General features: G+C 73.6%; 29 protein-coding genes. 11 read left to right on the top strand and 18 right to left on the bottom strand.

What is annotated here, in order from left to right:
- Positions 1–30 precede the first annotated feature (30 nt).
- The 3 genes from IFT77_RS07755 to glsA all read right to left on the bottom strand — a co-directional run bounded on the left by IFT77_RS07755 (position 31) and on the right by glsA (position 3,473).
- On the bottom strand, positions 31–1,566 hold the full coding sequence (locus IFT77_RS07755) for an Ig-like domain-containing protein (protein ID WP_192169657.1): 1,536 nt from the start codon (positions 1,564–1,566) through the stop codon (positions 31–33).
- A 257-nt stretch (positions 1,567–1,823) separates the two neighbouring features.
- A complete protein-coding gene (locus IFT77_RS07750) occupies positions 1,824–2,396 on the bottom strand; it encodes a YdeI family protein (protein WP_192169656.1) in 573 nt (190 codons plus the stop codon).
- A gap of 81 nt (positions 2,397–2,477) precedes the next feature.
- Complete coding sequence (glsA, locus tag IFT77_RS07745; protein ID WP_371740978.1) at positions 2,478–3,473, bottom strand: glutaminase A; 996 nt, start codon at positions 3,471–3,473, stop codon at positions 2,478–2,480.
- 64 nt (positions 3,474–3,537) lie between these two features.
- Between glsA and IFT77_RS17175 the strand changes: the two genes are divergently transcribed.
- A complete protein-coding gene (locus IFT77_RS17175; RefSeq protein ID WP_197980640.1) occupies positions 3,538–4,056 on the top strand; it encodes a GNAT family N-acetyltransferase in 519 nt (172 codons plus the stop codon).
- Positions 4,057–4,087: 31 nt separating this feature from the next.
- On the opposite strand, the gene IFT77_RS07735 is transcribed toward IFT77_RS17175, so the two are convergent.
- The 6 genes from IFT77_RS07735 to IFT77_RS17435 all read right to left on the bottom strand — a co-directional run bounded on the left by IFT77_RS07735 (position 4,088) and on the right by IFT77_RS17435 (position 10,545).
- Entirely contained in the window at positions 4,088–4,879 is a 792-nt protein-coding gene (locus IFT77_RS07735) for a ThuA domain-containing protein (RefSeq protein ID WP_192169654.1), read from the bottom strand.
- Positions 4,876–6,093 (bottom strand): Gfo/Idh/MocA family protein, encoded by a 1,218-nt coding sequence (locus IFT77_RS07730; RefSeq protein ID WP_192040961.1) that lies wholly within the window; start codon positions 6,091–6,093, stop codon positions 4,876–4,878. The genes IFT77_RS07735 and IFT77_RS07730 overlap by 4 nt, the downstream gene beginning before the upstream one ends.
- A gap of 213 nt (positions 6,094–6,306) precedes the next feature.
- Complete coding sequence (locus tag IFT77_RS07725) at positions 6,307–8,517, bottom strand: NADP-dependent isocitrate dehydrogenase (RefSeq protein WP_192169653.1); 2,211 nt, start codon at positions 8,515–8,517, stop codon at positions 6,307–6,309.
- A gap of 182 nt (positions 8,518–8,699) precedes the next feature.
- The gene (locus IFT77_RS07720; protein ID WP_192040959.1) at positions 8,700–9,095 is read right to left on the bottom strand and encodes a hypothetical protein; all 396 of its coding nucleotides are present in this window, start codon (positions 9,093–9,095) and stop codon (positions 8,700–8,702) included.
- Positions 9,092–9,745, bottom strand: coding sequence for a hypothetical protein (locus IFT77_RS07715; RefSeq protein WP_192040958.1), 654 nt, complete (start codon positions 9,743–9,745; stop codon positions 9,092–9,094). The genes IFT77_RS07720 and IFT77_RS07715 overlap by 4 nt, the downstream gene beginning before the upstream one ends.
- Positions 9,742–10,545 (bottom strand): sigma-70 family RNA polymerase sigma factor, encoded by an 804-nt coding sequence (locus IFT77_RS17435; protein ID WP_192040957.1) that lies wholly within the window; start codon positions 10,543–10,545, stop codon positions 9,742–9,744. The genes IFT77_RS07715 and IFT77_RS17435 overlap by 4 nt, the downstream gene beginning before the upstream one ends.
- A 105-nt stretch (positions 10,546–10,650) precedes the next feature.
- Between IFT77_RS17435 and IFT77_RS07705 the strand changes: the two genes are divergently transcribed.
- From IFT77_RS07705 to IFT77_RS07670, 8 genes are all read left to right on the top strand, one after another.
- Complete coding sequence (locus IFT77_RS07705; protein ID WP_192040956.1) at positions 10,651–11,700, top strand: helix-turn-helix domain-containing protein; 1,050 nt, start codon at positions 10,651–10,653, stop codon at positions 11,698–11,700.
- Positions 11,701–11,902: 202 nt separating this feature from the next.
- The gene (locus IFT77_RS07700; protein WP_146903457.1) at positions 11,903–12,334 is read left to right on the top strand and encodes an Asp23/Gls24 family envelope stress response protein; all 432 of its coding nucleotides are present in this window, start codon (positions 11,903–11,905) and stop codon (positions 12,332–12,334) included.
- Positions 12,334–12,522: a DUF2273 domain-containing protein gene (locus IFT77_RS07695; RefSeq protein WP_123547931.1), complete on the top strand. Its 189-nt coding sequence runs from the start codon at positions 12,334–12,336 to the stop codon at positions 12,520–12,522. Before IFT77_RS07700 ends, IFT77_RS07695 begins: the two co-directional genes overlap by 1 nt.
- Positions 12,519–12,872, top strand: a complete 354-nt coding sequence (locus IFT77_RS07690) for a hypothetical protein (protein WP_123547930.1) — start codon at positions 12,519–12,521, stop codon at positions 12,870–12,872. The genes IFT77_RS07695 and IFT77_RS07690 overlap by 4 nt, the downstream gene beginning before the upstream one ends.
- Complete coding sequence (locus IFT77_RS07685) at positions 12,869–13,450, top strand: DUF6286 domain-containing protein (protein WP_192040955.1); 582 nt, start codon at positions 12,869–12,871, stop codon at positions 13,448–13,450. Before IFT77_RS07690 ends, IFT77_RS07685 begins: the two co-directional genes overlap by 4 nt.
- Entirely contained in the window at positions 13,447–14,052 is a 606-nt protein-coding gene (locus IFT77_RS07680; protein WP_192040954.1) for a hypothetical protein, read from the top strand. The genes IFT77_RS07685 and IFT77_RS07680 overlap by 4 nt, the downstream gene beginning before the upstream one ends.
- A 207-nt stretch (positions 14,053–14,259) precedes the next feature.
- Positions 14,260–15,318, top strand: a complete 1,059-nt coding sequence (locus tag IFT77_RS07675; protein WP_192040953.1) for an Asp23/Gls24 family envelope stress response protein — start codon at positions 14,260–14,262, stop codon at positions 15,316–15,318.
- Between the two features lie 44 nt (positions 15,319–15,362).
- Entirely contained in the window at positions 15,363–15,764 is a 402-nt protein-coding gene (locus IFT77_RS07670) for a hypothetical protein (RefSeq protein ID WP_192040952.1), read from the top strand.
- A 30-nt stretch (positions 15,765–15,794) separates the two neighbouring features.
- Here IFT77_RS07670 and IFT77_RS07665 read toward each other — a convergent pair whose 3' ends face one another.
- From IFT77_RS07665 to IFT77_RS07650, 4 genes are all read right to left on the bottom strand, one after another.
- Positions 15,795–16,196, bottom strand: coding sequence for an arsenate reductase ArsC (locus tag IFT77_RS07665; RefSeq protein WP_192169652.1), 402 nt, complete (start codon positions 16,194–16,196; stop codon positions 15,795–15,797).
- A 62-nt stretch (positions 16,197–16,258) separates the two neighbouring features.
- Positions 16,259–16,633 carry a CrcB family protein gene (locus IFT77_RS07660; RefSeq protein ID WP_192041410.1) on the bottom strand — a complete coding sequence of 125 codons (375 nt, stop codon included), beginning with the start codon at positions 16,631–16,633 and terminating at the stop codon, positions 16,259–16,261.
- Complete coding sequence (locus IFT77_RS07655) at positions 16,633–17,073, bottom strand: CrcB family protein (RefSeq protein ID WP_192169919.1); 441 nt, start codon at positions 17,071–17,073, stop codon at positions 16,633–16,635. Before IFT77_RS07655 ends, IFT77_RS07660 begins: the two co-directional genes overlap by 1 nt.
- 178 nt (positions 17,074–17,251) lie before the next feature.
- A complete protein-coding gene (locus IFT77_RS07650; protein WP_123547924.1) occupies positions 17,252–17,749 on the bottom strand; it encodes a pyridoxamine 5'-phosphate oxidase family protein in 498 nt (165 codons plus the stop codon).
- A 251-nt stretch (positions 17,750–18,000) separates the two neighbouring features.
- On the opposite strand from IFT77_RS07650, the gene IFT77_RS07645 reads away from it, so the two are divergent.
- A complete protein-coding gene (locus tag IFT77_RS07645; RefSeq protein ID WP_192040950.1) occupies positions 18,001–18,432 on the top strand; it encodes a hypothetical protein in 432 nt (143 codons plus the stop codon).
- A 4-nt stretch (positions 18,433–18,436) separates the two neighbouring features.
- Here IFT77_RS07645 and IFT77_RS07640 read toward each other — a convergent pair whose 3' ends face one another.
- Complete coding sequence (locus tag IFT77_RS07640; protein WP_192040949.1) at positions 18,437–18,820, bottom strand: helix-turn-helix domain-containing protein; 384 nt, start codon at positions 18,818–18,820, stop codon at positions 18,437–18,439.
- A 114-nt stretch (positions 18,821–18,934) separates the two neighbouring features.
- Between IFT77_RS07640 and IFT77_RS07635 the strand changes: the two genes are divergently transcribed.
- Positions 18,935–19,345: a RidA family protein gene (locus tag IFT77_RS07635; RefSeq protein ID WP_192040948.1), complete on the top strand. Its 411-nt coding sequence runs from the start codon at positions 18,935–18,937 to the stop codon at positions 19,343–19,345.
- Between the two features lie 54 nt (positions 19,346–19,399).
- Here the strand turns inward: IFT77_RS07635 and IFT77_RS07630 are convergent, their stop codons facing one another.
- The 4 genes from IFT77_RS07630 to IFT77_RS07620 form a co-directional block, all read right to left on the bottom strand.
- A complete protein-coding gene (locus IFT77_RS07630) occupies positions 19,400–20,227 on the bottom strand; it encodes a phosphatase PAP2 family protein (RefSeq protein WP_192040947.1) in 828 nt (275 codons plus the stop codon).
- An 88-nt stretch (positions 20,228–20,315) separates the two neighbouring features.
- Positions 20,316–21,482 (bottom strand): RtcB family protein, encoded by a 1,167-nt coding sequence (locus tag IFT77_RS07625; protein WP_192040946.1) that lies wholly within the window; start codon positions 21,480–21,482, stop codon positions 20,316–20,318.
- A gap of 135 nt (positions 21,483–21,617) precedes the next feature.
- On the bottom strand, positions 21,618–21,752 hold the full coding sequence (locus tag IFT77_RS17170; protein WP_256429289.1) for a hypothetical protein: 135 nt from the start codon (positions 21,750–21,752) through the stop codon (positions 21,618–21,620).
- 139 nt (positions 21,753–21,891) lie between these two features.
- Positions 21,892–22,389 carry a CGNR zinc finger domain-containing protein gene (locus IFT77_RS07620; RefSeq protein ID WP_192040945.1) on the bottom strand — a complete coding sequence of 166 codons (498 nt, stop codon included), beginning with the start codon at positions 22,387–22,389 and terminating at the stop codon, positions 21,892–21,894.

Here is a 22,389-nt window from a genome sequence, read left to right as displayed (position 1 = left end):
GCGTGGTGTCCGGGGCGTCCCCGGCAGGGGTCAGCGGCGACGCGCCCGGCGGTGCGCCGTGACGACGAGCGCCGTCCCGACCGCGGCGAAGAGCAGCGCGATCAGCGCCGGCGCGAGGGGCTCGTCACCCGTGAACGCGAGCGACGAGTCGGACGAGCTCGGCGACGACGGCTGGCGCGTGGGCGAGGCGGCGGCCGGCGTCGCACGCGTCACCGGGGTGACGGCGGTCGCGGCCGGAGTCGTCGTCACCGGCGTGGTCGCGGCGGGCGTGGTCGTCACGGGCGTGGTCGTGACGGGCGGCACCTCGACGGACGGGTTCGTCCCGGCGGGCAGCGTCGGGATCGGCGGCGTCGTCACGGGCGGCGTCGTCACCGGCGGCGTGGTCACCGGCGGCGTCGTCACCGGCGGCGTCACGACCGGGGGCAGGTCGGTGCCGTCGGCCTCGCCTCCGGCGCTGGCCTGACGGGTGACCGACTGGGCCGGGAACGACTGGGGGGTCGCGCCCTCGGTGCGGGCGAGCACGGTCACGGCGCCGTTCGAGAAGCTCTGCGCCGCGCCCGTCCCCGTGGCGGCGGCGAAGTCGACCGGGGCGACGAGGCGGTAGAAGTGCCCGGCCGGCGCCGAGGGCCACGTCACCGTGACCTGGCCGGGGGTGCACGTCACGGAGGCGGCGGGGACGGCGAGCGGCTTCGACGAGCCCGCCACGTAGAGACCGCGGGCGTCGGCCTGGCGGTCCTGGAAGCTCAGCGAGCCGCAGGCGAAGGTCCAGGTCTGGCCTGCCGGACGGGTGTCCGTCGTCGTCGCCGTGGCGAACGGGCCGACGGGCGTGTCGATGCGGTACTCGAGGGCGCCCAGCGGGTTCGTGCGCCCCTGGTCGGCCCGGGTGAAGACGCCGTACTTCGAGGCGTTGAGGTGGCTGCCGACCGGCCCGACGGGCGTGACCTGGGTGGTGAAGGTCGCACCGCCGTCGACGACGGAGGTGAAGGGCGACGCGACGCCCGAGGGCGTCGTCGCCGAGTCGAAGGACGACTCGATGAAGGCCGAGCCGCTCACGTTCATGTGCGTCTGCACGAAGTCCGTGAAGGTCACCACGAGACGGATGCCGGCGGCCGTCTTCACGACGACGGCGTTCGCGACGACCGCGCCGCTCTCGAGGTCGAGCACGGGGAACGTCTCGGGCAGGTCCTTGAGGCGAGGGCTGAGCTGCACCGTGAACGAGTCGCCGGCGACGGCGTCGGCCGGCACGGTGAAGTCGAGCGTCGTCGTGACCTGGGCGCCCTGCTCGGGTGCGGTCGGCGTGACGGCGATGTCGGTCACGGCACCGGGCAGGTTCGTGCCCGGCGCCGGGGCGACGGCCGCGGCGGCGGCGACGGGCTCGGCGGCGGAGGCCGGAGCGACGACGCCGAGGGCGAGGCCGCCGGTGGCGAGCGCCAGGGCGACGGCCGCGGCGAGGCCCGCACGGCGACGAGGCCGGTGCGGGGACGAGGAGGCGACGGGCGCCTCCTGCAGGACGGTCGGGTTCGGGAGGAGACGCGGATCGGCGACGATCCCACGGGTTCTGGGCATTCGGGTGCTCTCTGTCGGGGGCCCGCTCGGGTGTGGCGGCGGCGCGACGAGCCCGTGGACACGCCGGTGGGTGGCCGACGAGACGTTCGGGTGGGGCTCGGCGCGGCTGCTGCCGCGGGACGATGAAATCTAACCCCCCGGACGGGGGTACCGGCCCGTCTGTCGTCCGATGCTCACCCGTATCGGGGGGTAATTAACCCGCGGCGGACGTGCGTGCTGCCCCCGGACCACACCGGTCACCCCGACCGCGTGCGGGCTCAGCGGTAGTGCTGCTCCCCACGGGCCGCCTTCTCGACGACGTCGCGGACACGGGCCGCCCGCACCGCCGGCGTCTTGATCGACGCGAGCCGGAAGAACACCCGGAACCGCTCGGTCTTCGTCAGGCCGGCGAAGAACGCGGCCGCGGCCGGGTCGGCGTCGAGCGCGGCCTGCAGGTCGTCGGGCGCGACCGCGTCGCGTTGCCGGTACGCGGCGTCCCACCGGCCGTCGGCCTTCGCGCGCTCGACCTCGGCGAGCCCTGCCGGCTGCATCCGCCCCTCCGCGACCAGGCGCGCGACGTGCTCGCGGTTGACTTGCGACCACGGGCTGTTCCGGCGTCTCGGCTGGAACGCGGTCAGCATGTAGTCGTCGTCGAGCCGCGCGGTCTGCCCGTCGATCCAGCCGTGGCAGAGGGCGACGTCGAGCGCCTCGGACCAGGTCATGCCGGGGGCGCTGCTCGTCTTCTTGCGGAGCTTCAGGCGCACGCCGACGACGTCGTCGGTGGTGGCCAGCCACTCGCGCCACTGCTCGACGGTGAGGTCGAGCACGGGCTTGTCGGCGACGCTGACCATGGAGCGACGGTAGCGGCGACCGCCGACAGGGCGCGACGGGCTCAGCGGCTCAGCGGCTCGGCGGCTCGGCGGCTCGGCGGCTCAGCGACGCTCGCTGTCGAACGAGTGCAGCCCGAGCTCGCGGCTGAGCCCCTCCATCAGCGCGGCCCCCCGGACGCTCGTGCCGAGCGCGTCGAGCGGCGGGCTGTACGACGCGGCCCCGAGACGTCCGGGCGCCGAGAGGACGAGCGCGCCCGAGACGCTCGACTTGGCGGGCACCCCGACCTGCCGCATCCACCGGCCGGAGCCGTCGTAGACCCCGCAGGTCGCCATCACCGACACGACGTCGCGGGCGATGGCGGCCGCGACGACCTGCTCGCCGGTCACCGGGTTGCGTCCGCCGAGCGCGAGCGTCGCGCCCATGACCGCGAGCGCCTCGGCGTCGACGAGCACGGCACAGGCGCGGGCGTAGGCCGAGACGGCGTCGTCGGCCCCGACGTGCAGGGTGCCCTCCGAGCGCATCAGGTGCGCCAGGGCGTGGTTCCGGTCGCCGAGCAGCATCTCCGAGCCGGCGACGTCGTCGTCGACCTCGAGCTCACGGCCCGCGAAGGCGACCAGGCCGCGGAGGGTCCGCTCGGCACGGCCGTCGGCGTCGCCGCCGTCGACGAGCGCGGCGGTCAGCAGGGCGCCCGCGTTGACCATGGGGTTCGGCGGACGGCCGGTGCCTCCCTCCAGCTTGATCGCGTCGAAGGCCTCGCCCGTCGGCTCGATGCCGACCGCGTCGATCGCCGCACCGTCGGTGTCGGCGAGAGCGAGGGCGAACAGGAACGGCTTGACCGCCGACTGGATCGAGAACAGCTGCCGCGCGTCGCCCGCCGTCGTCACGGAGCCGTCGGGCCGCGCCAACGCGATGCCCAGCCAGCCCGGCTCCGCCTCGGCGAGCTGCGGCACGCTGTCGTCGACCTCGCCGCCGTCCACGTCGCGGACGCCGTCGAGCAGCGCGGCCAGCCGCGCCTGCAGATCGTCGTCGTGCTCACCGCCGGCCCGTCGCGGGGAGGTGGCCGAGGAGGCGCGGGTCGAGGAGTCGGGATCGGTCACGCCCCCATCCTCCCGCGTCGCCCTCCTCCGGGCCCGGCCGAGCGCGATCGGCCAGACTGGGCCGGTGAGCACCCCGCACGACGCCGTCGAGATCCGCGCCCTGCCGTACGACCACCCCGACGTGCAGCAGCTCGTCGAGGGGCTGCAGCAGCTCTACGTCGAGCTGTACGGCGGACGCGCCGACAGCCCGATCGACCGCTCCGAGTTCGAGCTGCCACGCGGCACGTTCGCTGTCGCCTACGACCCGGCGGGCGACACCGCCGGGCGCTCGGCCGACGACGCACAGACGCCGGTCGCGATGGGCGCCTGGCGCCTCCTGCCTGATGGTCGCGCCGAGCTCAAGCGCATGTTCGTGCGGCCTGACCAGCGCGGGCGCGGTCTCTCCCGGCTCGTGCTGGGCTGGCTCGAAGAGTCCGCCCGCCAGGCCGGGGTCGTCGACATGGTGATCGAGACGAACACGGTGCACGCCGAGGCGATCCGGCTCTACGAGTCGGTCGGCTACGCGCCGATCCCCGCCTACGGGCACTACGCGGACGAGCCGGAGACCGTGTCGCTGGGCCGGTCGCTCGCCGAGCGCGACTGAGCCGGAGCCGGCCGCCCCGGCCCGCGCCTCCTCAGCCCTGCTCGAACCAGCCGCGCGGGTGCATGTCCGCGGTCAGGTCGCGCCGCACCTGCGTCGGCCGCGCCCAGCGAACCCCGTTCGCCAGCACCCGCCGGATCTCGGGCTGGTGGTACACCGGGTACTCCTGGTCGCCGGGCGAGAAGTAGAACAGCTTGCCGAGCCCGCGCCGCCAGGTCGCTCCCGAGCGGAACACCTCGCCGCCCGTGAACGTCGACAGGAAGATCAGCTCGTCCGGCGTCGGGATGTCGAAGAACTCGCCGTAGGTCTCCTGCTCGGGGATGACGAGCGGGTCGGGCACGCCCTCGGCGATCGGGTGCGTCGGCGCCACCGTCCAGACGAGCTCGCGCTCGGCCTCGTTCCGCCAGCGCAGCGAGCCGGTGGTGCCGAGGAGGCGCGTGAACGGCTTCGAGTAGTGCCCGCTGTGCAGCACGATCAGCCCCATGCCCGCCTGGACGTGCCGCACGACGCGCTCGACCACCTCGTCGGCCACCTGGTCGTGGGCGATGTGCCCCCACCAGAGCAGGACGTCGGTGGCGGCGAGACGCTCCTCCGTGAGGCCGTGCTCGGGATCGGCGAGGGTGGCCGTCGAGACGTCGACCTCGTCGCCGAGCAGCTCGACGAGGCCGTCGGCGACGGCGCCGTGGATGCCGTGCGGGTAGTTCCGGGCGACCGTCTCGTCACCCCGGGTCTCGTGGACGTTCTCGTTCCAGACGACGACCCGCGTCCGGGCGGTCGTGCCGGTCGTGCCGGTCGTGCCGGTCTGGCCGGTCGTGACGTCGCTCATCGGACGCCTCCCTCGGAGTCGGTGCGCACGCCCGCGTCGACGTCGTCCTGCGGCACCTCGACCTCGCGGCCCTGCTCGGCCGAGGCGTAGATCGCGTCGACGACGCGGCTGCGGTGCAGCGCGTACTCGCCGTACCGGCCCTGGTAGCGGGCCTCGCCGCCCGCGGGCGCCGCGCCTCCTGCGGGCTGCCCGCCCGGCTGCGCCGACGCGCCCGACCGCACCGAGGCGATGAACCCCTCGATGACGGTGCGGTGGTGCCCGGCCGGCACGTGCACGGCGGGCCGGGTCTCGGCAGGCTGCCCGAGCACGTCGGAGTAGAGGGTGAGCGTGCCGTCGGTCGCGTAGTCGTCGACGTGCAGGCGCGCGCCGCCGGTGGCGCCGAGCAGCTCGACCTCGATGTCCTCGTGCACCTTCGAGTACGAGGCCCACGACGCCTGCAGCTGCAGGCTGCCGCCGTCGTCGAGGCGCAGCAGAGCGCTGGAGAAGTCCTCGACGTCGAAGGCGGACCCGGTGGGCGCCGACGAGACGCCGTAGACCCGGCCGCCGCGGCCGGCGGCGCCGAGCACCCCGTAGGCCACGGCGGACACACTCGTCACCCGCGGCTCGCCGAGGAGGTGCAGGGCGATGTCGAGCACGTGCGAGCCGAGGTCGATCATCGGGCCGCCGCCGGACGCCTCCTTGTTCGTGAACCACGAGCCCATGCCGGGCACGCCGGCCCGCCGCATCCAGCTCGCGCGGGCGTGGTAGACGTCGCCGATCGGGTCGTCGGCCAGCCAGTCGGCGAGGAACGCCACGTCGGCCCGGCGCCGGTGGTTGTAGGCGACCTCGAGCACGCGGTCGGCGTCGCGCGCGGCACGCACCATCTCGGCGGCTAGGTCGCCTGTCGTCGCGAGGGGCTTCTCGCAGAAGACGTGCTTGCCCGAGCGCAGGGCCGCCATCGCGATCGGGTGGTGCAGGGCGTTGGGGACGCCGATCGAGATGACGTCCAGGTCGTCCATCGCGACGACGTCCTCCCAGTCGGCGACGAGGCGCTCGACGCCGTAGGCGCTGCCGAGCTCGAGCAGGCGCGCCTCCTCCTGGCCCGCGAGCGCGACGACCCGGGCGCCCGGCAGGGACGAGAACGCCTCCAGGTGGGTCGATCCGGCGAAGCCGAGGCCGATCACCCCCACTCGCAGCTCTGCGGTGTCGGTCGGGCTGGTCTGGTCGGACGTCATCGTTCCCTCTCGTCGTGCGGCGCTGCTCGCGGTGCGTGCTGGTCCGGCGGCCGTCCGACGGACGCGACGCAGCGCCATCCCCTCCACCGTACACAGCCCCTGGGACCGCAGATGCCGACCGGCGAGGGTCGACACGCCGCTCACGTTCGTCGTCACGTGGCGTGTCGGACCCTCACGGTCGGCATGTGCGGAAGCAGCCGCGGCGGTGCGCTGCTACAGCGTCGCGAGCGCCGCGTTCAGCGTCGCCGAGGGCCGCATCACGGCCTCGGTCGCGGCGGCGTCCGGGTGGTAGTACCCGCCGATCTCGACGGCGGTGCCCTGCGGGGCGATCAGCTCGGAGACGATCGTCTCCTCCTGCCCGCCGAGGGTCGCCGCTAGCGACGCGAACGCCGACGCCAGCTCGGCGTCGTCGGTCTGCGTCGCGAGCTCGTCGGCCCAGTACTTCGCGAGGAAGAAGTGGCTGCCGCGGTTGTCGATCGAGCCGAGCTTGCGGCCGGGCGACTTGTTCTCGTCGAGGAACGTTCCGGTCGCGCGGTCGAGCGTGTCGGCCAGCACCTGGGCGCGGGCGTTGCCGGTCGAGGTGGCGAGGTGCTCGAAGCTGACCGCGAGGGCGAGGAACTCGCCGAGGCTGTCCCAGCGCAGGTAGTCCTGGTCGACGAGCTGCTGCACGTGCTTCGGCGCCGAGCCGCCGGCTCCGGTCTCGAACAGGCCGCCGCCGTTGATCAGGGGCACGACCGACAGCATCTTGGCCGAGGTGCCGAGCTCCATGATCGGGAACAGGTCGGTCAGGTAGTCGCGCAGCACGTTGCCGGTGACGGAGATCGTGTCCTCGCCCCGGCGGATGCGCTCGAGCGAGAAGGCCATCGCGTCGACGGGCGACAGGATCTCGATCTGCAGGCCCTCGGTGTCGTGCTCGGCGAGGTAGCCGCGCACGAGCCCGATCAGGGTCGCGTCGTGGGCGCGGGTCTCGTCGAGCCAGAAGACGGCGGGCGTGCCGCTGACACGGGCGCGGGTGACGGCGAGCTTGACCCAGTCGCGGATCGGGACGTCCTTCGTCTGGCAGGCGCGCCAGATGTCGCCGGTGGCGACCTCGTGCTCGATCAGCACGTCGCCGGCCTCGTTCAGCACGCGGACGGTGCCGTCGGCGGGGATCTCGAAGGTCTTGTCGTGCGAGCCGTACTCCTCGGCGGCCTGCGCCATGAGGCCGACGTTCGGCACGGAGCCCATCGTCGCGGGGTCGAAGGCGCCGTTCGCGCGGCAGTCGTCGAGCACGGCCTGGTAGATGCCCGCGTAGCTCGAGTCGGGGATGACCGCGAGCGTGTCGTGCTCCTCGCCGTCGGGGCCCCACATGTGGCCCGAGGTGCGGATCATCGCGGGCATCGAGGCGTCGACGATCACGTCGGACGGCACGTGAAGGTTGGTCGTGCCCTTGTCGGAGTCGACCATGGCGAGGTCGGGCCCGTCGGCGATGCCCTGGTCGAACGCCGCGCGGATCTCGTCGCCGTTCGGCAGCGAGGCGAGCCCCTGCAGGATGCCGTTGAGGCCGTTGGCGGGGTCGAGCCCGGCCGCGCGCAGGTCGTCGCCGTACTTCTCGAAGACCTGGGGGAAGAAGGCGCGGATGACGTGGCCGAAGAGGATCGGGTCGCTGATCTTCATCATCGTGGCCTTGAGGTGCACCGAGAACAGGACGCCCTCGGCCTCGGCCCGGGCGATCTGCGCGGCGAGGAACTCGTGCAGCGCGGCGACGTGCAGCACCGTGCCGTCGACGACCTCGCCGGCGAGCACGGGGATCGACTCGCGCAGCACGGTGGTCGACCCGTCGGCGCCGACGTGCTCGATGCGCAGCACGTCGTCGGCGGGCAGCACGACGGTCTTCTCGTTCGAGCGGAAGTCGTCGACGCCCATGGTCGCGACGTTCGTCCTGCTCTCCGCCGTCCAGGCGCCCATGCGGTGCGGGTGCTTGCGCGCGTAGTTCTTGACCGAGAGCGGCGCACGGCGGTCGCTGTTGCCCTCGCGGAGCACCGGGTTCACGGCGCTGCCCTTGACCTTGTCGTAGCGGGCCTTGACGTCGCGCTCCTCGTCGGTGGAGGGCGAGTCGGGGTACTCGGGCAGGTCGTAGCCCTGCCCCTGCAGCTCGCGGACGGCGGCCTTCAGCTGCGGCATCGACGCCGAGATGTTCGGCAGCTTGATGATGTTGGCCTCGGGCGTCTTCGCCAGGGCCCCCAGCTCGGCGAGCGCGTCGCCCTGTCGCTGCTCGTCGGTGAGCCGCTCCGGGAACTGGCTGATGATGCGTCCGGCCAGCGAGATGTCGCGGGTCTCGACGTCGACCCCCGCGGTGCGGGCGTACGCCTGGACGATGGGCAGGAACGAGTAGGTCGCCAGCATCGGCGCCTCGTCGGTGAGCGTGTAGATGATCGTGGCCATGCGGCAGGTGCTCCTCTGGTCTCGCGCGTGCGTGCGGTCGCCCCCACGGTACTCGGCAGGGGTCTCTCGACATCAAGATACATGCCGCCTCCGACGGTCCCCTGAGGAGCTGCGGTGACGGCCGAGGAGGTGCGGTGACGGCGCGACCGGCGCAGGGACGACCGCAGGAGGCGCGGGCCGACTCAGCGAGGCAGCGGCGGCTCGATCACGCGCGAGGTCACCGACACGACCACCTCGGCGCCCGAGCCGCGCCCGGCCCGGTCGCGCAGCACCGCGGCGACGCGGGCCAGGGTCTCCGGCGTGGCCTGCCCGACGTCGGTGGCAACCGAGGCGGCGACGGTCAGCACTCCCCCGGTCCGCACGACGTCCACGAGGCCGCGGGGCCCGCCGCCGTCGATCCCGTCCGCCACGGCGGTGATCGCGGCGACGACGACCGGCCGCGCGTCGAGCACCTCGACGACGCCCTCGACCCCGCGCACGGCGTCGGTCAGGTCGAGCGAGAGGTCGTGCAGCTCGGCCGCGGTCCCGTCGTCGTGGGCGCCGTCGTGCTGGTCGCCGGCTCGGTCCTCGGTGCTCATGACGCGCCTCCCTCGTCCAGCCACACGTCGTCGACGACGACGTGCACGGCAGCGATCCGCAGCTCGGTGTGCAGCGCGAGCGCGGAGACCGCCGCCGCGCGCAGGGTGCCGGCAGCCTCGCGCAGCGGCACGCCGTACCGCGCGGTCATCGTGAGGGTCACCTCGATCGGGGCGCCCGCTTCCGTGACGTCGCCGTCGAGCTCGCTCGACCGCACGACGACCCCGTCGACGGCGTCGCCGACCTGGCGCAGCAGCCCGCGCACCGCCGCCTCGGTCACGCCGAGGCGCACGCCGGGGTCGGGGTGCCGGAGGGGGATGTCGCGTCCGCCCACGACCTCGGCCTTGATCGAGTCGATCAGCCCGGCGATCCAGGTGTCGTCGCGCGACGGCAGGCGCGACGCCTCGTCCTCGAGCACCGACAGCGAGAGGCCGCGGACCCGCTCCAGCGCCCGCAGCGTCAGGCGGCACTCGGCGCTCGCCTCGATGCCGGGGTCGCGGGGCGTCCGGCCGCGGTCGAGGTAGTCCTCGAGCTCGTCCAGGGTCCGGCCGTCCACGAGCTCGTCCTGGTCCGCAGGCTGCGGGGGCACACCCGGCGCACCCGGCACGCCGGGCGCGCCCGGCACGCGCGCGTCGTCGTCGTGGTCGCTCATCGCCAGGCCTCCATCTCGTGGAGCAGGAACTTGCGGGCACGGGCGATCTGCCCGCGCACGGTCGAGAGGGGAAGCTGCAGGGCCTCGGCGATCTCCGCGTACGACCAGCCGCCGGTCTCCCGCAACAGCCAACACCGTCGCTGGTCGAGCGGCAGCTTGTCGAGGGCCGTCCACATCGCGTCCAGCTGCAGCCGCGACTCGACGACGCGGTCCGGGGCGGCTTCGCGGGAGGCGGGGGCGTCGTGTGCGTCGATGTCGTCGTGGTCGCGGCGCACGCGGAGCCGGTCGATGCTCTTGTTGCTCACGATGCGCATCAGCCAGGGACGCAGGCGGGACGGGTCCTCGAGGTCGGACAGGCGCCTCCAGGCGGTGAGGAACGCGTCCTGCACCACGTCGTCCGACTCGAGGTCGGTGCCGAGCAGGCGGCCGGCGTAGACGCGCATCAGCGGGCCGTGCCGGCGGGCGACGACCTCGAACGCGTGCACGTCGCCGTCGCACGCCCGGACCGCGAGGGTCGCGTCGGTCGCGGACGAGAGCGGGTCGACGACCGGCTCGGGACCGGGGGCCTCGTCGGGCGTCGCGGTGCCGGAGATGTCGTCCTCCTCCGGCTCGGCCCTGCGGCCGAGGTCACGGCCGTCGCGCCTCCGAGGATGCCACCACGCGAGGAGCCGGCGTCCAGCACTGGCCGCTGACCGAGTGGGCGGGCGGCCGCGAGGCGCTGTCGACGTGAGCGTCCTGCCCCCGTTCTGGGGCGCCTCCTCGACCAGTCGATCGCGCCACGAGTGTCGAAGATCCTTCATGTCCTGTGGATCTGTGACGTTCTCGCCTCGGCGGACGTCTTGAAGGTGCACGAGCCGCTCACCAGGAGGCGCGCGCAGCAGGGCAGAGCACCGAGAGGACCACGCATGACCACGACGAGCACAGGACCCGTCACCACGGCGCGACCCACCACCGACGCCGACGCCCCCACCACCGCCGACCGGGCGACCACCGCCGCCCACGACGACTCCCCCCGCCGCCACGTCCGCTCCGAGGACGGCGGCGACGACCTCGGCGAAGCCGCGGCCCGGCTCGAGGAGCTCTACGGCGGTCGCCGCTTCCGGGTCCGCACCAGCACCGAGTCGTTCCGCTGGCGCTACGCGTCGGCGGGCGACGACCGGCTGAGCCTCCGCACCTCGACGATCACCGGCCACCTCCAGGGCGAGGTGCCCTGGTCGACCGAGTACGTCATGTCGTGGTTCCGGCACGGCAGCGGCACCCTCGCCAGCCGTGGCGGCTCGTTCGCGAGCATCGGCGGCGAGCCGTTCCTGCTGCCGGCCGAGACGTCGTTCTCGTTCACGCTGACGCCGCACCGCAACTCGCTGGTGCACGCCTCGGCCGAGTTCCTCGAGCAGGTCGCGACCGAGCGGCACGGCGGCCCGCCGCAGCGCGTCCTCTTCCAGCCCGGGCCCACGCTGTCGGCCGAGGCCCTCACGGCCTGGCGGACCAGCGTCTCGGGGGCCACGGCGGCCGTCGTCGACGAGGACGTCCCTCCGCTGACCCGACTCGAGGGGCAGCTCACGTTCGCGCGGGCGATGCTCGACCTGTTCCCGTGGCGCGCCGTCGACGTGCCGCGCAGCATCCGCACGCCGCGCACCGCACGGCTGCGGGAGGCCGCCGAGTACGTCCACGCGTACGCCGACCAGGCCATCACGCCGGCCGACGTCGCGAACGCCGTCGGCATGCACACGCGGACGCTGCAGCAGGCCATGAGCACGCACCTCGGGATGTCGCCGACCAGCTACCTCCGGCAGGTGCGGCTCGACCGCGCCCACCGGGAGCTGCTCGACGCGTCCCCTCGGGAGGCGCTCGTCTCCGAGGTCGCCCGTCGCTGGGGCTTCGGGAACCTCGGCCGCTTCTCGGCGGCCTACCTCGCCCGCTTCGGCGAGTACCCCCGCGACACCCTGGCCCGCTAGGGCCTCCCACGAACCAGGGAAGCGGCGACAGCTCGTCCAGAAAACGAGCACCGCCTCCCCGGATGCTGAGAGCAAGCTGAACGACCGTGACACCCCCAGCCCTCGATGCGTCTGAATGATGAGTCCCACACCGGGGCCCCGGACGACCACCCGGTCGTCCACCACTAACGACCCATGCACACCACGAACTGAGGAGCACCACATGACCAACGTCGCCCCCGCCACCAACTCCGTCGCGAAGCACACCTCCGACGCCGCGGGCAAGAACACGATCGCCGACGGCGTCGTCTCGAAGGTCGCCGGCATCGCCGCCCGCCAGGTCCCCGGCGTGCACGACCTGGGCAACGGCGCCGCCCGTGCCATCGGCGCGATCCGCAACGCCATCAACCAGCAGGACCGCGGCCAGGGCGTCTCGGTCGAGGTCGGCGAGAAGCAGGTCGCTGCCGACATCGTGATCGTCGCCGAGTACCCCGTCGACCTCCAGCAGGTCGCCGACGAGGTCCGCTCGTCCGTCACCGACGCCATCTCGCAGGTCGTCGGCATGGAGGTCACCGAGGTCAACGTCACCGTCTCCGACGTGTACATCCCCTCCGAGGACGACAACGACGACAACAACGACAGCCGCGTCCAGTAATGACCGCGACCAACAGAGGCATGCTCGTCGGCGCGGTCCTCGCGCTGGCGGCCCTGCAGTTCGGCTTCGGAGGCCTCCTCCTGGTCGCCCTCGCGATCGTGATCGGCTACTTCGTCGGTCGCTTCACCGAGGGCAAGCTGGACGTCCGCGGTGTCGCGGACGCCCTCCGCGGGCGGCGGTCCTCGTGACCGCGGCGGTGACGGCCGACCAGGCCTCCCACGGCCGCACCGTGATCACGTCGCGCGCCGTGCGCCGTGTGGTGTCGGCCGTCACCGCGGAGGCACTGGACGCCAAGTCGTCCGACGTGTCCGTGGAGCTGACCGACCGTGACGGCGGGCTCACCCTCGTCGCCAAGGCACCCGTGCGCATCACGCCGCTCGGCCTGCCGAACCGCGCGTCGGGCACCCTGCTGGACCGGCTCACGTCGGCCCAGACCACCATCCGGGAGCGGGTCCGCCAGCTCACCGGCACCGAGGTAGAACGCGTCGACCTGCAGATCACCGGCGCCGAGCTCAGCCAGAGGAGGCGGGTCTCATGAGCACCAGCACCACCTACCGCCGCATCCTCCGCCGGGAGACGCACTCGTCGAGGTCCGGCATCGCCGTGACCCTCGCCGTGCTGCTCATCCTGGTGTTCGCCTGGATCGGCACCGAGTCCGTCCTGGCCGCCGTCGGGACCGCGCCCCTCCTGGTCGCCCCCGCCGACGCCGCCTCGGCCGTCCTCGGAGCAGCTGGCGCCCCCGTCGGCGCCCTCACCGCGATCGGCGTCGTCGTCGCGATCATCGGCCTCGTGCTGATCGTCGTGTCGCTCGCCCCCGGTCGCCGTGGCCGCCGTGCCGCCGGTGCCGACCGCACCGCAGCCGTCGTCGACGACCGGGTCATCGCCCGCTCGCTCGCCCGCACCGCCAGCTTCGCCGGCGACGTCCACCCCGACCGGGTGAACGTCAGCGTCGGCAAGAAGGTCGCGCTGGTCGAGATCGACCCCGTCACGGGACGCACCGCCGACCTCCGCAGCATCGAGGAGGCGGTCCGCGACGAGATCTCCGGGTACGACTACACCCCGGCGCTCCGCCCCCGCGTGAAGCTGTCCAAGAAGAAGGGCAAGGTCGGCCGATGAACGACACCAACCGCGGTCTCAACCGCTTCGTCGTGTTCCTCGTGGGCCTCGTGCTCCTCCTCGCCGGCGCAGCCGTCGCGGTGGGCGCCCTGTGGCCCGACGTGCAGCAGACGGTCTCGGACGGTGCGTCCGACGCGACCGGCCAGGTCACGGACGCGCTCTCGGGCGGCCAGGTCTGGATCCTCTGGGTCACGGCCGCCGTGTGCGCCGTGCTGATCGTCCTGCTCGTCGCGTTCATCGTCCGTCAGGGCGGCGGCCGCACGAGCACGCTGATCGACCTCTCCGAGTCGGACGACAGCCACTCGCCGACCGGCGGCCACGTGGTCGTGGACGCCAAGGTCGCGGCGAACGTGCTCGAGGAGGCCCTGTCGAACACGCCGGGCGTGCTCGCCGCCGACGTCGTCGCGTTCCGCGTCAAGGGCGAGAACGTCCTCCGCGTGACCGTGGACGCCCGCCGCGGCGCCTCGCCGGTCGACCTGCGTCGCGCCGTCGACGAGGCGGTCGTCCGCTGGGACGAGCTGCTCGGCACGGTGACCCCGGTGGTCGTGCAGATCAACGGCGGCCTCCGCACGCAGATGTCGTCGGCCACGCGCCTCGACTGACGCCGCTCCACCCGCACCACCCCGGACGGCCCTCGCTCTCGCACGAGGGCGGGGGCCGTCCGCGTCCCGCCCGGGACGCCCGCGTCGACCTCGACCGCCAGGCCGACCTCGGCCACCACGTCGACCTCGACGCCCGGGAGCAGCCACCGGCGCTCCCCCCAGACTCCGGACCCCCCCGGTCCGCACCCTCCAGGAAGGACGGCCCTCGTGACCGACTCCGCGCACCACGTGACCCCCATCGACCTCGACGACGCAGGCCCCGCCGAGGCGGAGACGCCCGAGCAGGCCCTGCACCGCATGATCGCCGTGACCGCCCTCGGCACCACCGGCGTGCACAAGCTGGGCACCACGGCCGCCCGCGTCGCCGGTGCCCTCCGCACCGCCGTCGGCGCCACCTCCACCCCCGGCATCCGCACGAGCACCACCGACGCCGGCCTGCTGGTCGAGGTGTCGGTCGTCGCCGAGTACCCCGCGAAGGTGACCGACGTCGCCGACCACGTCCGCACCGCCGTGCAGCACGCCGTCGGACAGGTCGGCGACGAGGCCGTCACGGTCGACGTGGCCGTCACCGACGTGCACGGCCCCTTCGACGAGGCCGACGAGGCGCGTCGCCAGGCCGCCGCCGAGAAGCGCAAGGCCGCCCTCGCCGACGCCCGCGACTCGGCGAAGGCCAAGGCCGCTCAGGTCCGCGACACCGTCGCCGACCGTGCCGGCCAGGTGGGCGACGCCCTGAAGGAGGGTGCCGACAAGGCCTCCGACACGATCCAGGAGAAGGCCGCGCAGGTCGCCGACAAGGCCGACGAGGTCCGCGAGGCCGCGTCCGACAAGGCCGACGAGCTGGGGCAGCAGGCGAGCCGCAAGGCCGACGAGCTGGGCGACCAGGCCCGCGACCTCCGCGACGAGGCGAGCCGTCGCGGCGACGACGCCGCAGCGAGCGCAGGAGGCGCCGCCTCCGACGCGAAGGACGCCGCCGGCGACCTGCTGGACGCTGCCCGCACCCGCGCCGCCGACGCCCTCGACTCGCTCTCGGATGCCTCCGACCGGGCCGGCGACGACCAGGACCGCGACCGTGCCGAGACCGCGAGCGACGCCTCCTCGTCCACCCGCGCCTCCTCGGCGGACTCCGACGACGTCGTCACCGACGTGCCCGACGGCACGACCGTGACGGTCACCGTCGAGGACGGCGACACCACCGTCGTCGTCGACACGGCGGACGACGCTCGCCGCGACGGCGACGCGGACGACCAGGGCACCTCCGCCCGCTGACCCGCACCACCTCCACCACCACCTGACCGCGAGAGGCGACGACGATGTTCGGACGCACGACCATGTCCACCCGACGGGCCCGGCCCCGTGCCGTCTGGGCAGCGCTCGTCACCTCCGCGGTGCTCTGCTTCCTGATCGTGGTGGGCGTCTTCGTGCCCGTCCTCGGTCTCATCGGGGCCGCCGACGGCGGCACAGCAGGTGCACTCGACGTGCCGGTCGGCTCGATCGCCGCGGCCGCCGTGATCGGCTACCTGCTCGCGGTCGTGCTGCTGGCGCTGGTCCTCGTGGTCCGCAACGGGGCGCTCGCGTGGGTGCTCGGCGTCGCCGCCGTGATCTCGACGCTGCTCGTGTCGCTCTGGCCGCTGCTCGCGACCGCGCTGGCGGGCGTCGACCAGGCACGCGACGTCGGCCCGTTCATCCAGGAGCTCCTCCAGCGCTTCAGCTGACTCCCGCCCTCGACGTGGTCCGCGGCTGACTCAGCTCTGCAGCTCGGCGAGCAGCCGCTCTACGCGGCCGCGGATGTCGTCGCGGATGGGCCGGACGGCGTCGATGCCCTGGCCGGCCGGGTCGGCGAGCTCCCAGTCTTCGTAGCGCTTGCCGGGGAAGATCGGGCAGACGTCGCCACAGCCCATCGTCACGACGGCGTCGGAGGCGTGGACCTGCTCGGTCGTCATCAGCTGCGGCACCGCCGTCGAGATGTCGATGCCGACCTCGGCCACCGCCTGCACGGCGACCGGGTTGATGCTCTCGCCGGGCTCGCTGCCGCCCGACCGCACCTCGACGGTGCCGTCCGAGAGCGACCGCATGAAGCCGGCGGCCATCTGCGACCTCCCCGCGTTGTGGACGCAGACGAACAGGACGACGGGCTTCGGGCTCATGCGGTCATCCTGGCCGACGTCGCTCTCCCGTTCCTGAGGGCGGGGCGAGCGCGCGCGCCGCCTCAGGCCGAGCCGAGCAGGACGCCGAGAACGCCGGCCCCGACGGCCAGCACGAGCACGCCGAGCCCGTACGCGACACCCGGCCCCCACCGGCGCTCGGCGAGCAGCCGAACGGTCTCGACGCTGGCCGTGCTGAAGGTCGTGTAGCCGCCCATCAGGCCGCCGCCGAGCACGAGCAGCAACTCTGGTGCGAGAGCCGAGGAGGCGGCGAGCCCGGTGAGCAGGCCGAGCACGAACGAGCCCCCCACGTTGATCACCGCCGTGGCGAGCGGCAGGCGAGTCGACACAGCCGCACGGACGACCCCGTCGACGACGAGCCGCAGCGCGGCGCCGACTCCGCCGGCGAGTGCCACGGCCACGAACAGCCAGGGGGCGATCACGAGTCGTGCCGCCGGTCCGGGCGCTCACGGGAGCGGTCTCGACCGCGGGCGAGCGCGGCTCCGAGCGAGATGCCGCCGGCCGCGGCGAGCGCCCCGGCCACGACCGACCCGAGCGCGTACGCGAGGGCGACGCCGGCGTGCCCGTCGAGCAGCAGCCCCGTGTCGACGGCGAGCGCGCTGTACGTCGTGAAGCCGCCGAGCACGCCCGTGCCGACGAACAGGCGGAGGTCGCGGCGGCGTCCGCGGTCGGGCCCGCGACGCAGCAGCGACTCGAGCAGCAGGCCGAGGGCGAACGAGCCCACGACGTTGATCACGGCGATCGTGACGGGCAGCGTGCCGGGCGCCGCAGGGAAGATCAGGGCCAGTGCCTCTCGGGCCCCGGTGCCGAGGGTCCCTCCGACGACGACCAGGCCGAGCGACCGCCAGCGCAGGTGCACCGGCCGGACCGACGCCTCCTCGGCTCGCAGGTCGCCGTCCCCGGGGTCGGCGAGCGGCGGTGCGGTCACGTGCGCCTCCCCGGTCCCGTGCCGACGGGCGCGGCACCTCGGCAGTCAACCACGCACGAGGGCCCCGGGTCGGCGACGACCCGGGGCCCTGCACGAGCGAGGGGTGCGCCTAGAGCTCGATCTTCTGGTTGTCGGCGTCCAGCGCGTCGCCGGTCACCTTCGACTTGACGAACGAGAGGGCCGAGGCGACCTTGCCGCCGGGGCTGTCCCAGTACTCGGCGCTGTCGGCGGAGAACTTGACGAGTCCGACGGTCGGGTCGGACGGGCCCTCGGGGAACCACGCCTCGACGCGGCTGTTCCACAGCTGCTCGAGCTTCGCGTGGTCGTCGACGACGGCTGCGGTGCCGGCGAGCGAGACCCACGAGTCGCGGGCGCTGAGGGTGACGCCGACGGTGTCCTTGCGCTGGAGGTGCGCGACGGCCGTCGAGCCGAGGCCGACGATGAACCAGAGGTCGCCGTCGAACTCCGTCTCCTGCAGGGTCATCGGGTGCCCGACGAGGGCCCCCTTCTCGTCGATGGTGGTGAGCATCGCGAAGTCGAAGTCGCCGAGCAGCTTCGCGAGCTTGGCGACGTCGTCGTGATGGGTGGTGCTGGTGCTGTCGGCCACGAGTGGCTCCTTCCGTCCGTCGGCCTGGGCCGACACGAGTCGAGCGGGGGTGGTGCTCCGCCCACACTGCTCCCCCGGGCGCCCCGGATGCACGGCTCCCGACGCGGGACCTCGGAGACCGTTCCCAGCCGGGTGCGTGTCCCAGCAGCCTGTCGGGCACCGCCCGCCGCCCCGGCTCCCGTGCGGAGCAGCCGCGACGTACGCTGTCCGTGCACGCTGCTCCCCGCACGTCCCCGGCGCGAAGGACTCCCATGCGACACGACGGTCACCCCGACGACCTGCCTGCCGACCTGCCCGAGGGCGGTCCGGCGACGGGACCGGCCGAGGAGGCGCACGAGGCGGGGCGGGAACGCCCGGTGACCGACGCGGTCGCCCAGGAGGCGCCTCCTGCGTCCGACCTGGACGCCTGGTCGGAGGAGCGGCACCGCGAGCTCGAGCTCTACCTCGAGCACGACCGCGAGGTCGAGGCGCTGCGGCAGCGAGAGCTCGAGGCCGCCGAGCGGCAGCGCCGGGAGCGTGCCGCCCGGCTGCGCGAGGCCGAGCTTCCGCCCGAGCTGCGCGACGCGGACGACGACGACTGGGTCCCCGGACGACGCCGTCGCCTCGTCATGGGCACCTCGCGGGTCGTCGCGGCGATCGCCCTGGTGGCGGTGCTGGCCCTGGCCGTCACCGCGGTCTTCTAGGCGACTAGGCGTCCGTCTCGGCGTCGTAGCGGGCGCGGGCGCGCTCGACCTCGGGCAGGTTCCGGCTCGTCCAGGTCAGCAGGGCGTCGACGAGCTCGTTGAGGGAGTCGCCGATCGGGGCGATGCGGTACTCGACGGCGATCGGCCGCGTCTGCAGCACGACGCGCTCGACCATCCCGTTGCGCTCGAGCCGGCGGAGCGTGGCCGTCAGCGACTTCTGGCCGACCGCGGGCACGACCCGGCGCAGCTCGTTGAAGCGGAGCGGCCGTTCGCAGAGCTGGTCGAGCACCTGCAGCGACCACTTGTCGAGCAGCTCGTCGAGCAGCTCGCGGTGCGGGGCGTCGACGTGCAGCAGCTCGGGGCCGGGCAGGGAGGTGGTGTCGTCCATGCCACCTAGTCTCGTTGAGGTGCCTCTCGTGCACCAGGTAGACAGAGGGAACCACGACGACCCGCGACGAACGGCGTCGCCCTGCCGCGTCGTGCCACGAGAGGAAGCCCTGAGATGACCGTCCAGACCCTGAGCCCGGAGGGCATGTTCCAGCCCGTCCCCTACGACCACGTCTCCATCGCGTCCGGCTCCCGGCACGTGCACGTCGCGGGCCAGATCGCGCGCGACGGCGAGGGCCGCCGCCTGTTCCCCGGCGACCTCGCGCAGCAGGTGGCCCAGGTGCTCCGCAACGCGCACCGCGGGCTCGCGGCCGCCGGTGCCGACTTCTCGGACGTCGTCCGGCTCCGCTTCTTCCTCACCGGCTCGACGCCCGAGATGTTCGCCGACTTCACGGCCGGCATCGCGCTGGTCGCCGACGAGCTCGACCTGCCGACTCCCCTGCCCCCGGTGTCGGCGATCGGCGTCGACTTCCTCTTCGAGCCCGACGTCCTGGTCGAGCTCGAGGCGTACGCGATCCTCGACTGAGGCGAGGGAGTCCCGCTCGACGACTCGAGGCCGGACTGGGGTGGGCCGAGTCGCCTACTCGGCGATCTCGGCGTCGTCCTGGGCGCTGAGGTAGAGGCGGTGGCTCGTGATGATGAGCGAGAGCCAGCCGGTGCCGGTCACCCAGCCGACGGCGACGTCGGTGAACCAGTGCGCGCCGAGCAGCACCCGCGAGAGGCCGACGGTGACCGCAGCGGCGGCGGCCCCGCCGATGACGGCCACCTGCGGGCCGTTCCTCTCCTGCCGCAGGGCGACGAGGTAGGCGAGCACGCCGAGGATCGTCGTCGTGTTGAGCGTGTGGCCCGACGGGAACGAGGGCGACTTCTCGAAGGGCGGGATCGCCTCGTGCCGGGGCGGCCGGTTGCGCGCGATCAGCTTCTTGCCGATCAGCGTCATGGCGAGCGACCCGGCGCCCGCGGCCACGATCAGCGTCACGGGGTTGGCCCGCCGGTCGCGCACGCCGAAGGCCACCGCCGCGCTGACGGTGAGCAGCGGCATGGCGATCGGGCCGAAGACGTGGGCGATGGTCGCGGCCGCGCCGTTGACGACGGGCGAGCGCAGGGCCTTCGCCTTCTCGAGCGCCGGCCGGTCGAGGCGGCCGATGCCGTCGCGGTCGGTGACGCCGTCGTAGATGTAGGCGGCCCCCACGGTCGCCGCGGCGAGGACGCTCCCGCCCACGGCGAGCGTGCCGACGAGCGCCCGGCGGGCGCCGACGCGCTTGGCGATCTCGCGGTGCTGCGACGCGAGCCGCCGCCCCGCCGGGGTGCGCCACTCGGTGAGGTCGCGCTGCCCGATCCGCCGGTCCGCACGGGAGCTCCCGGCTGCGGTCGGACGGGCGGGGGCCGAGTTCGTGGAACGGGTCATCGCCCCAGTCTGGCCCTCGGGGCCGCAGTGCCGCCGGGAGGTGCGGACCGGGTCCCGATGACCCGGCCCGCACCTCCTCGGTGCCCTGCTAGTCGCCCTTCACGTTGACGATCTGGCGCAGCGTGTGCCGGATCGTCACGAGCTCCGCCGCGTCGGCCATCACCTGGTCGATCGGCTTGTACGCCGCGGGGATCTCGTCGAGGAACGCGTCGGTGTCGCGGTACTCGATGCCCTCCATGGCGGTGCGGAGCTGGTCGTGCGTGAACGCCTTGCGGGCCGCGCTCCGCGAGTACGCCCGGCCGGCGCCGTGCGGCGACGACTCGAGGGCGACGGGGTTCCCCTTGCCCTCGACCACGTAGGAGGCGGTGCCCATGCTGCCGGGGATCAGCCCGGCCTGCCCCGCCCTCGCCGAGATGGCGCCCTTGCGGCTGAGCCACACGTCCTTGCCGAAGTGCCGCTCGCGCTGCGTGAAGTTGTGGTGGCAGTTGATCCGCTCCTGCTCCTCCACGGGCGAGCCGACCCAGTCGGCGAACTGGCGGACGACCCGGTCCATCATCTCCTCGCGGTTGAGCAGGGCGAAGCGCTGTGCCCAGCCGAGCTCGGCGATGTACCGGTCGAACTCGGCCGTGCCCTCGACGAGGTAGGCGAGGTCAGGGTCGGGCAGCGTGATCCACCAGCGCTTCATGGCCGCCTGGGCGACCTTGATGTGCGCCTGGGCGATCTTGTTGCCGACGCCCCGGCTGCCCGAGTGCAGGAACAGCCAGACCGCGTCCGTCTCGTCGAGGCTGACCTCGATGAAGTGGTTCCCGCTGCCCAGCGTGCCGAGCTGCAGCTGCCAGGTACGGGCGTACGAGGCCGGGTCGAAGCCGGCCTCGGCCGCCAGCGCCTCGAGCTCGGCGACGCGCGGCTCGGCGGTCGCGACGACCTTGCGGTTGTAGGCGCCGGCCGAGGTCGGCACGGCCCGCTCGATCTGCTCGCGCAGCGGCTTGCGGTCGGTCGGCAGGTCGGCCGCCGTGAACTGCGTGCGCACGGCGATCATGCCGCAGCCGATGTCGACGCCGACGGCGGCCGGCATCACGGCGCCGAGCGTCGGGATCACCGACCCGACGGTGGCGCCGAGGCCCAGGTGGGCGTCGGGCATCAGCGCGAGGTGCGGGTAGATGAACGGCATCGTCGACGTCGTCCTGGCCTGCTGCTCGGTCTTCTCCTCGAGCAGGCTGGCCCAGCTGAACAGCCGGGCAGTGATCTTCTCCATGGTCCTCTCGGTCCTCTGTGGGGTGGGGTGTCGTCGTCCGGGGCGGACGGACGCACGCCGACCCTGCAGTGTCGGTGGATGCGAGAGATGCGCCCCGGCCCTCGTGGGCGCGGGGCGTCGGGTGACGCGGGCGGCCTACGAGAGGGTGTCGAGTTCGAGCACGGTGCTCTGCTGCTGCTCGGGCAGTGCGTGCTGCGCGAGATACCAGGCAGGGTCACGACCGTCGAGGAGGCGCGGTGCACGGATGTCGGTCATGGTGCGGTTCGACACGGTGCGGTCCTCTCTCTCGGGGTGCTGGACGTCGACGAGGCGACGGGCGCGCCGACTGTCGGCACGAGAGGCGACAGTACAGCCCGGGCGTGTCGCTGTCCACATCCCGGGCGTGTCGCGGACCAGATGAGCGCCCCTGTCAGGCCCGGAGACGACCGGCGTGCGCTCGGGCCTTCATCCTGTTGCCGCAGGTCGCCATGGAGCACCACTTCGCGGTGCCGGGGCGGCTGTGATCGACGAGGAAGAGGTTGCACTCGTCGTTCGCGCAGGCGCGGACGCGACCCGGGAACTTCTCGGCGACGCGTGACCACGCCAGGACGGCCGTGGTCGCGAGGCGGTCGTCGTCCGCCGCGACGAGGTCCCAGGCCACGCCCTCGGACGTGACGCGAGGCGTGCGCACCGCCCCCTCGACCACGCGCGCGAGCTCGTCGACCGCCTCCGGCCCGGCCCCGCGGATCACGGCCTGGAGGGCTCCTCGAGCCCGGCGGAGCTGAGCGGCCTCGTCGACCGAGCCGACGCCGCCCCAGCTCCGGGCCAGCTCGCGACCGTGGTCGCCCTCGAGGTCGTCCGTCGGGTGCCCGTCCACCACCGGGGCGCTGTTGAGCACGGCCAGCAGCAGCTCTTCGTCCGTCAGCAT

Source organism: Frigoribacterium sp. CFBP 13729, assembly GCF_014841875.1.
Taxonomy (GTDB): Bacteria; Actinomycetota; Actinomycetes; order Actinomycetales; family Microbacteriaceae; genus Frigoribacterium.
This window is presented reverse-complemented; position numbering and strand designations above follow the sequence as displayed.

Bases quoted from the DNA above. Each gene is read 5' to 3' on its own strand.
- IFT77_RS17435 (WP_192040957.1), bottom strand. From the start codon at position 10,545: ATGAAGGATCTTCGACACTCGTGGCGCGATCGACTGGTCGAGGAGGCG.
- IFT77_RS07725 (WP_192169653.1), bottom strand. From the start codon at position 8,517: ATGGCCACGATCATCTACACGCTCACCGACGAGGCGCCGATGCTGGCG.
- IFT77_RS07625 (WP_192040946.1), bottom strand. From the start codon at position 21,482: ATGGAGAAGATCACTGCCCGGCTGTTCAGCTGGGCCAGCCTGCTCGAG.
- IFT77_RS07755 (WP_192169657.1), bottom strand. From the start codon at position 1,566: ATGCCCAGAACCCGTGGGATCGTCGCCGATCCGCGTCTCCTCCCGAAC.
- IFT77_RS07630 (WP_192040947.1), bottom strand. From the start codon at position 20,227: ATGACCCGTTCCACGAACTCGGCCCCCGCCCGTCCGACCGCAGCCGGG.
- IFT77_RS07640 (WP_192040949.1), bottom strand. From the start codon at position 18,820: ATGGACGACACCACCTCCCTGCCCGGCCCCGAGCTGCTGCACGTCGAC.
- IFT77_RS07750 (WP_192169656.1), bottom strand. From the start codon at position 2,396: ATGGTCAGCGTCGCCGACAAGCCCGTGCTCGACCTCACCGTCGAGCAG.
- IFT77_RS07670 (WP_192040952.1), top strand. From the start codon at position 15,363: ATGTTCGGACGCACGACCATGTCCACCCGACGGGCCCGGCCCCGTGCC.
- IFT77_RS07735 (WP_192169654.1), bottom strand. From the start codon at position 4,879: ATGAGCGACGTCACGACCGGCCAGACCGGCACGACCGGCACGACCGGC.
- IFT77_RS07665 (WP_192169652.1), bottom strand. From the start codon at position 16,196: ATGAGCCCGAAGCCCGTCGTCCTGTTCGTCTGCGTCCACAACGCGGGG.
- IFT77_RS07730 (WP_192040961.1), bottom strand. From the start codon at position 6,093: ATGACGTCCGACCAGACCAGCCCGACCGACACCGCAGAGCTGCGAGTG.
- IFT77_RS07620 (WP_192040945.1), bottom strand. From the start codon at position 22,389: ATGCTGACGGACGAAGAGCTGCTGCTGGCCGTGCTCAACAGCGCCCCG.
- IFT77_RS07680 (WP_192040954.1), top strand. From the start codon at position 13,447: ATGAACGACACCAACCGCGGTCTCAACCGCTTCGTCGTGTTCCTCGTG.
- IFT77_RS07695 (WP_123547931.1), top strand. From the start codon at position 12,334: ATGACCGCGACCAACAGAGGCATGCTCGTCGGCGCGGTCCTCGCGCTG.
- IFT77_RS07715 (WP_192040958.1), bottom strand. From the start codon at position 9,745: ATGAGCGACCACGACGACGACGCGCGCGTGCCGGGCGCGCCCGGCGTG.
- IFT77_RS07685 (WP_192040955.1), top strand. From the start codon at position 12,869: ATGAGCACCAGCACCACCTACCGCCGCATCCTCCGCCGGGAGACGCAC.
- IFT77_RS07645 (WP_192040950.1), top strand. From the start codon at position 18,001: ATGCGACACGACGGTCACCCCGACGACCTGCCTGCCGACCTGCCCGAG.
- IFT77_RS07700 (WP_146903457.1), top strand. From the start codon at position 11,903: ATGACCAACGTCGCCCCCGCCACCAACTCCGTCGCGAAGCACACCTCC.
- IFT77_RS07720 (WP_192040959.1), bottom strand. From the start codon at position 9,095: ATGAGCACCGAGGACCGAGCCGGCGACCAGCACGACGGCGCCCACGAC.
- IFT77_RS07635 (WP_192040948.1), top strand. From the start codon at position 18,935: ATGACCGTCCAGACCCTGAGCCCGGAGGGCATGTTCCAGCCCGTCCCC.
- IFT77_RS07705 (WP_192040956.1), top strand. From the start codon at position 10,651: ATGACCACGACGAGCACAGGACCCGTCACCACGGCGCGACCCACCACC.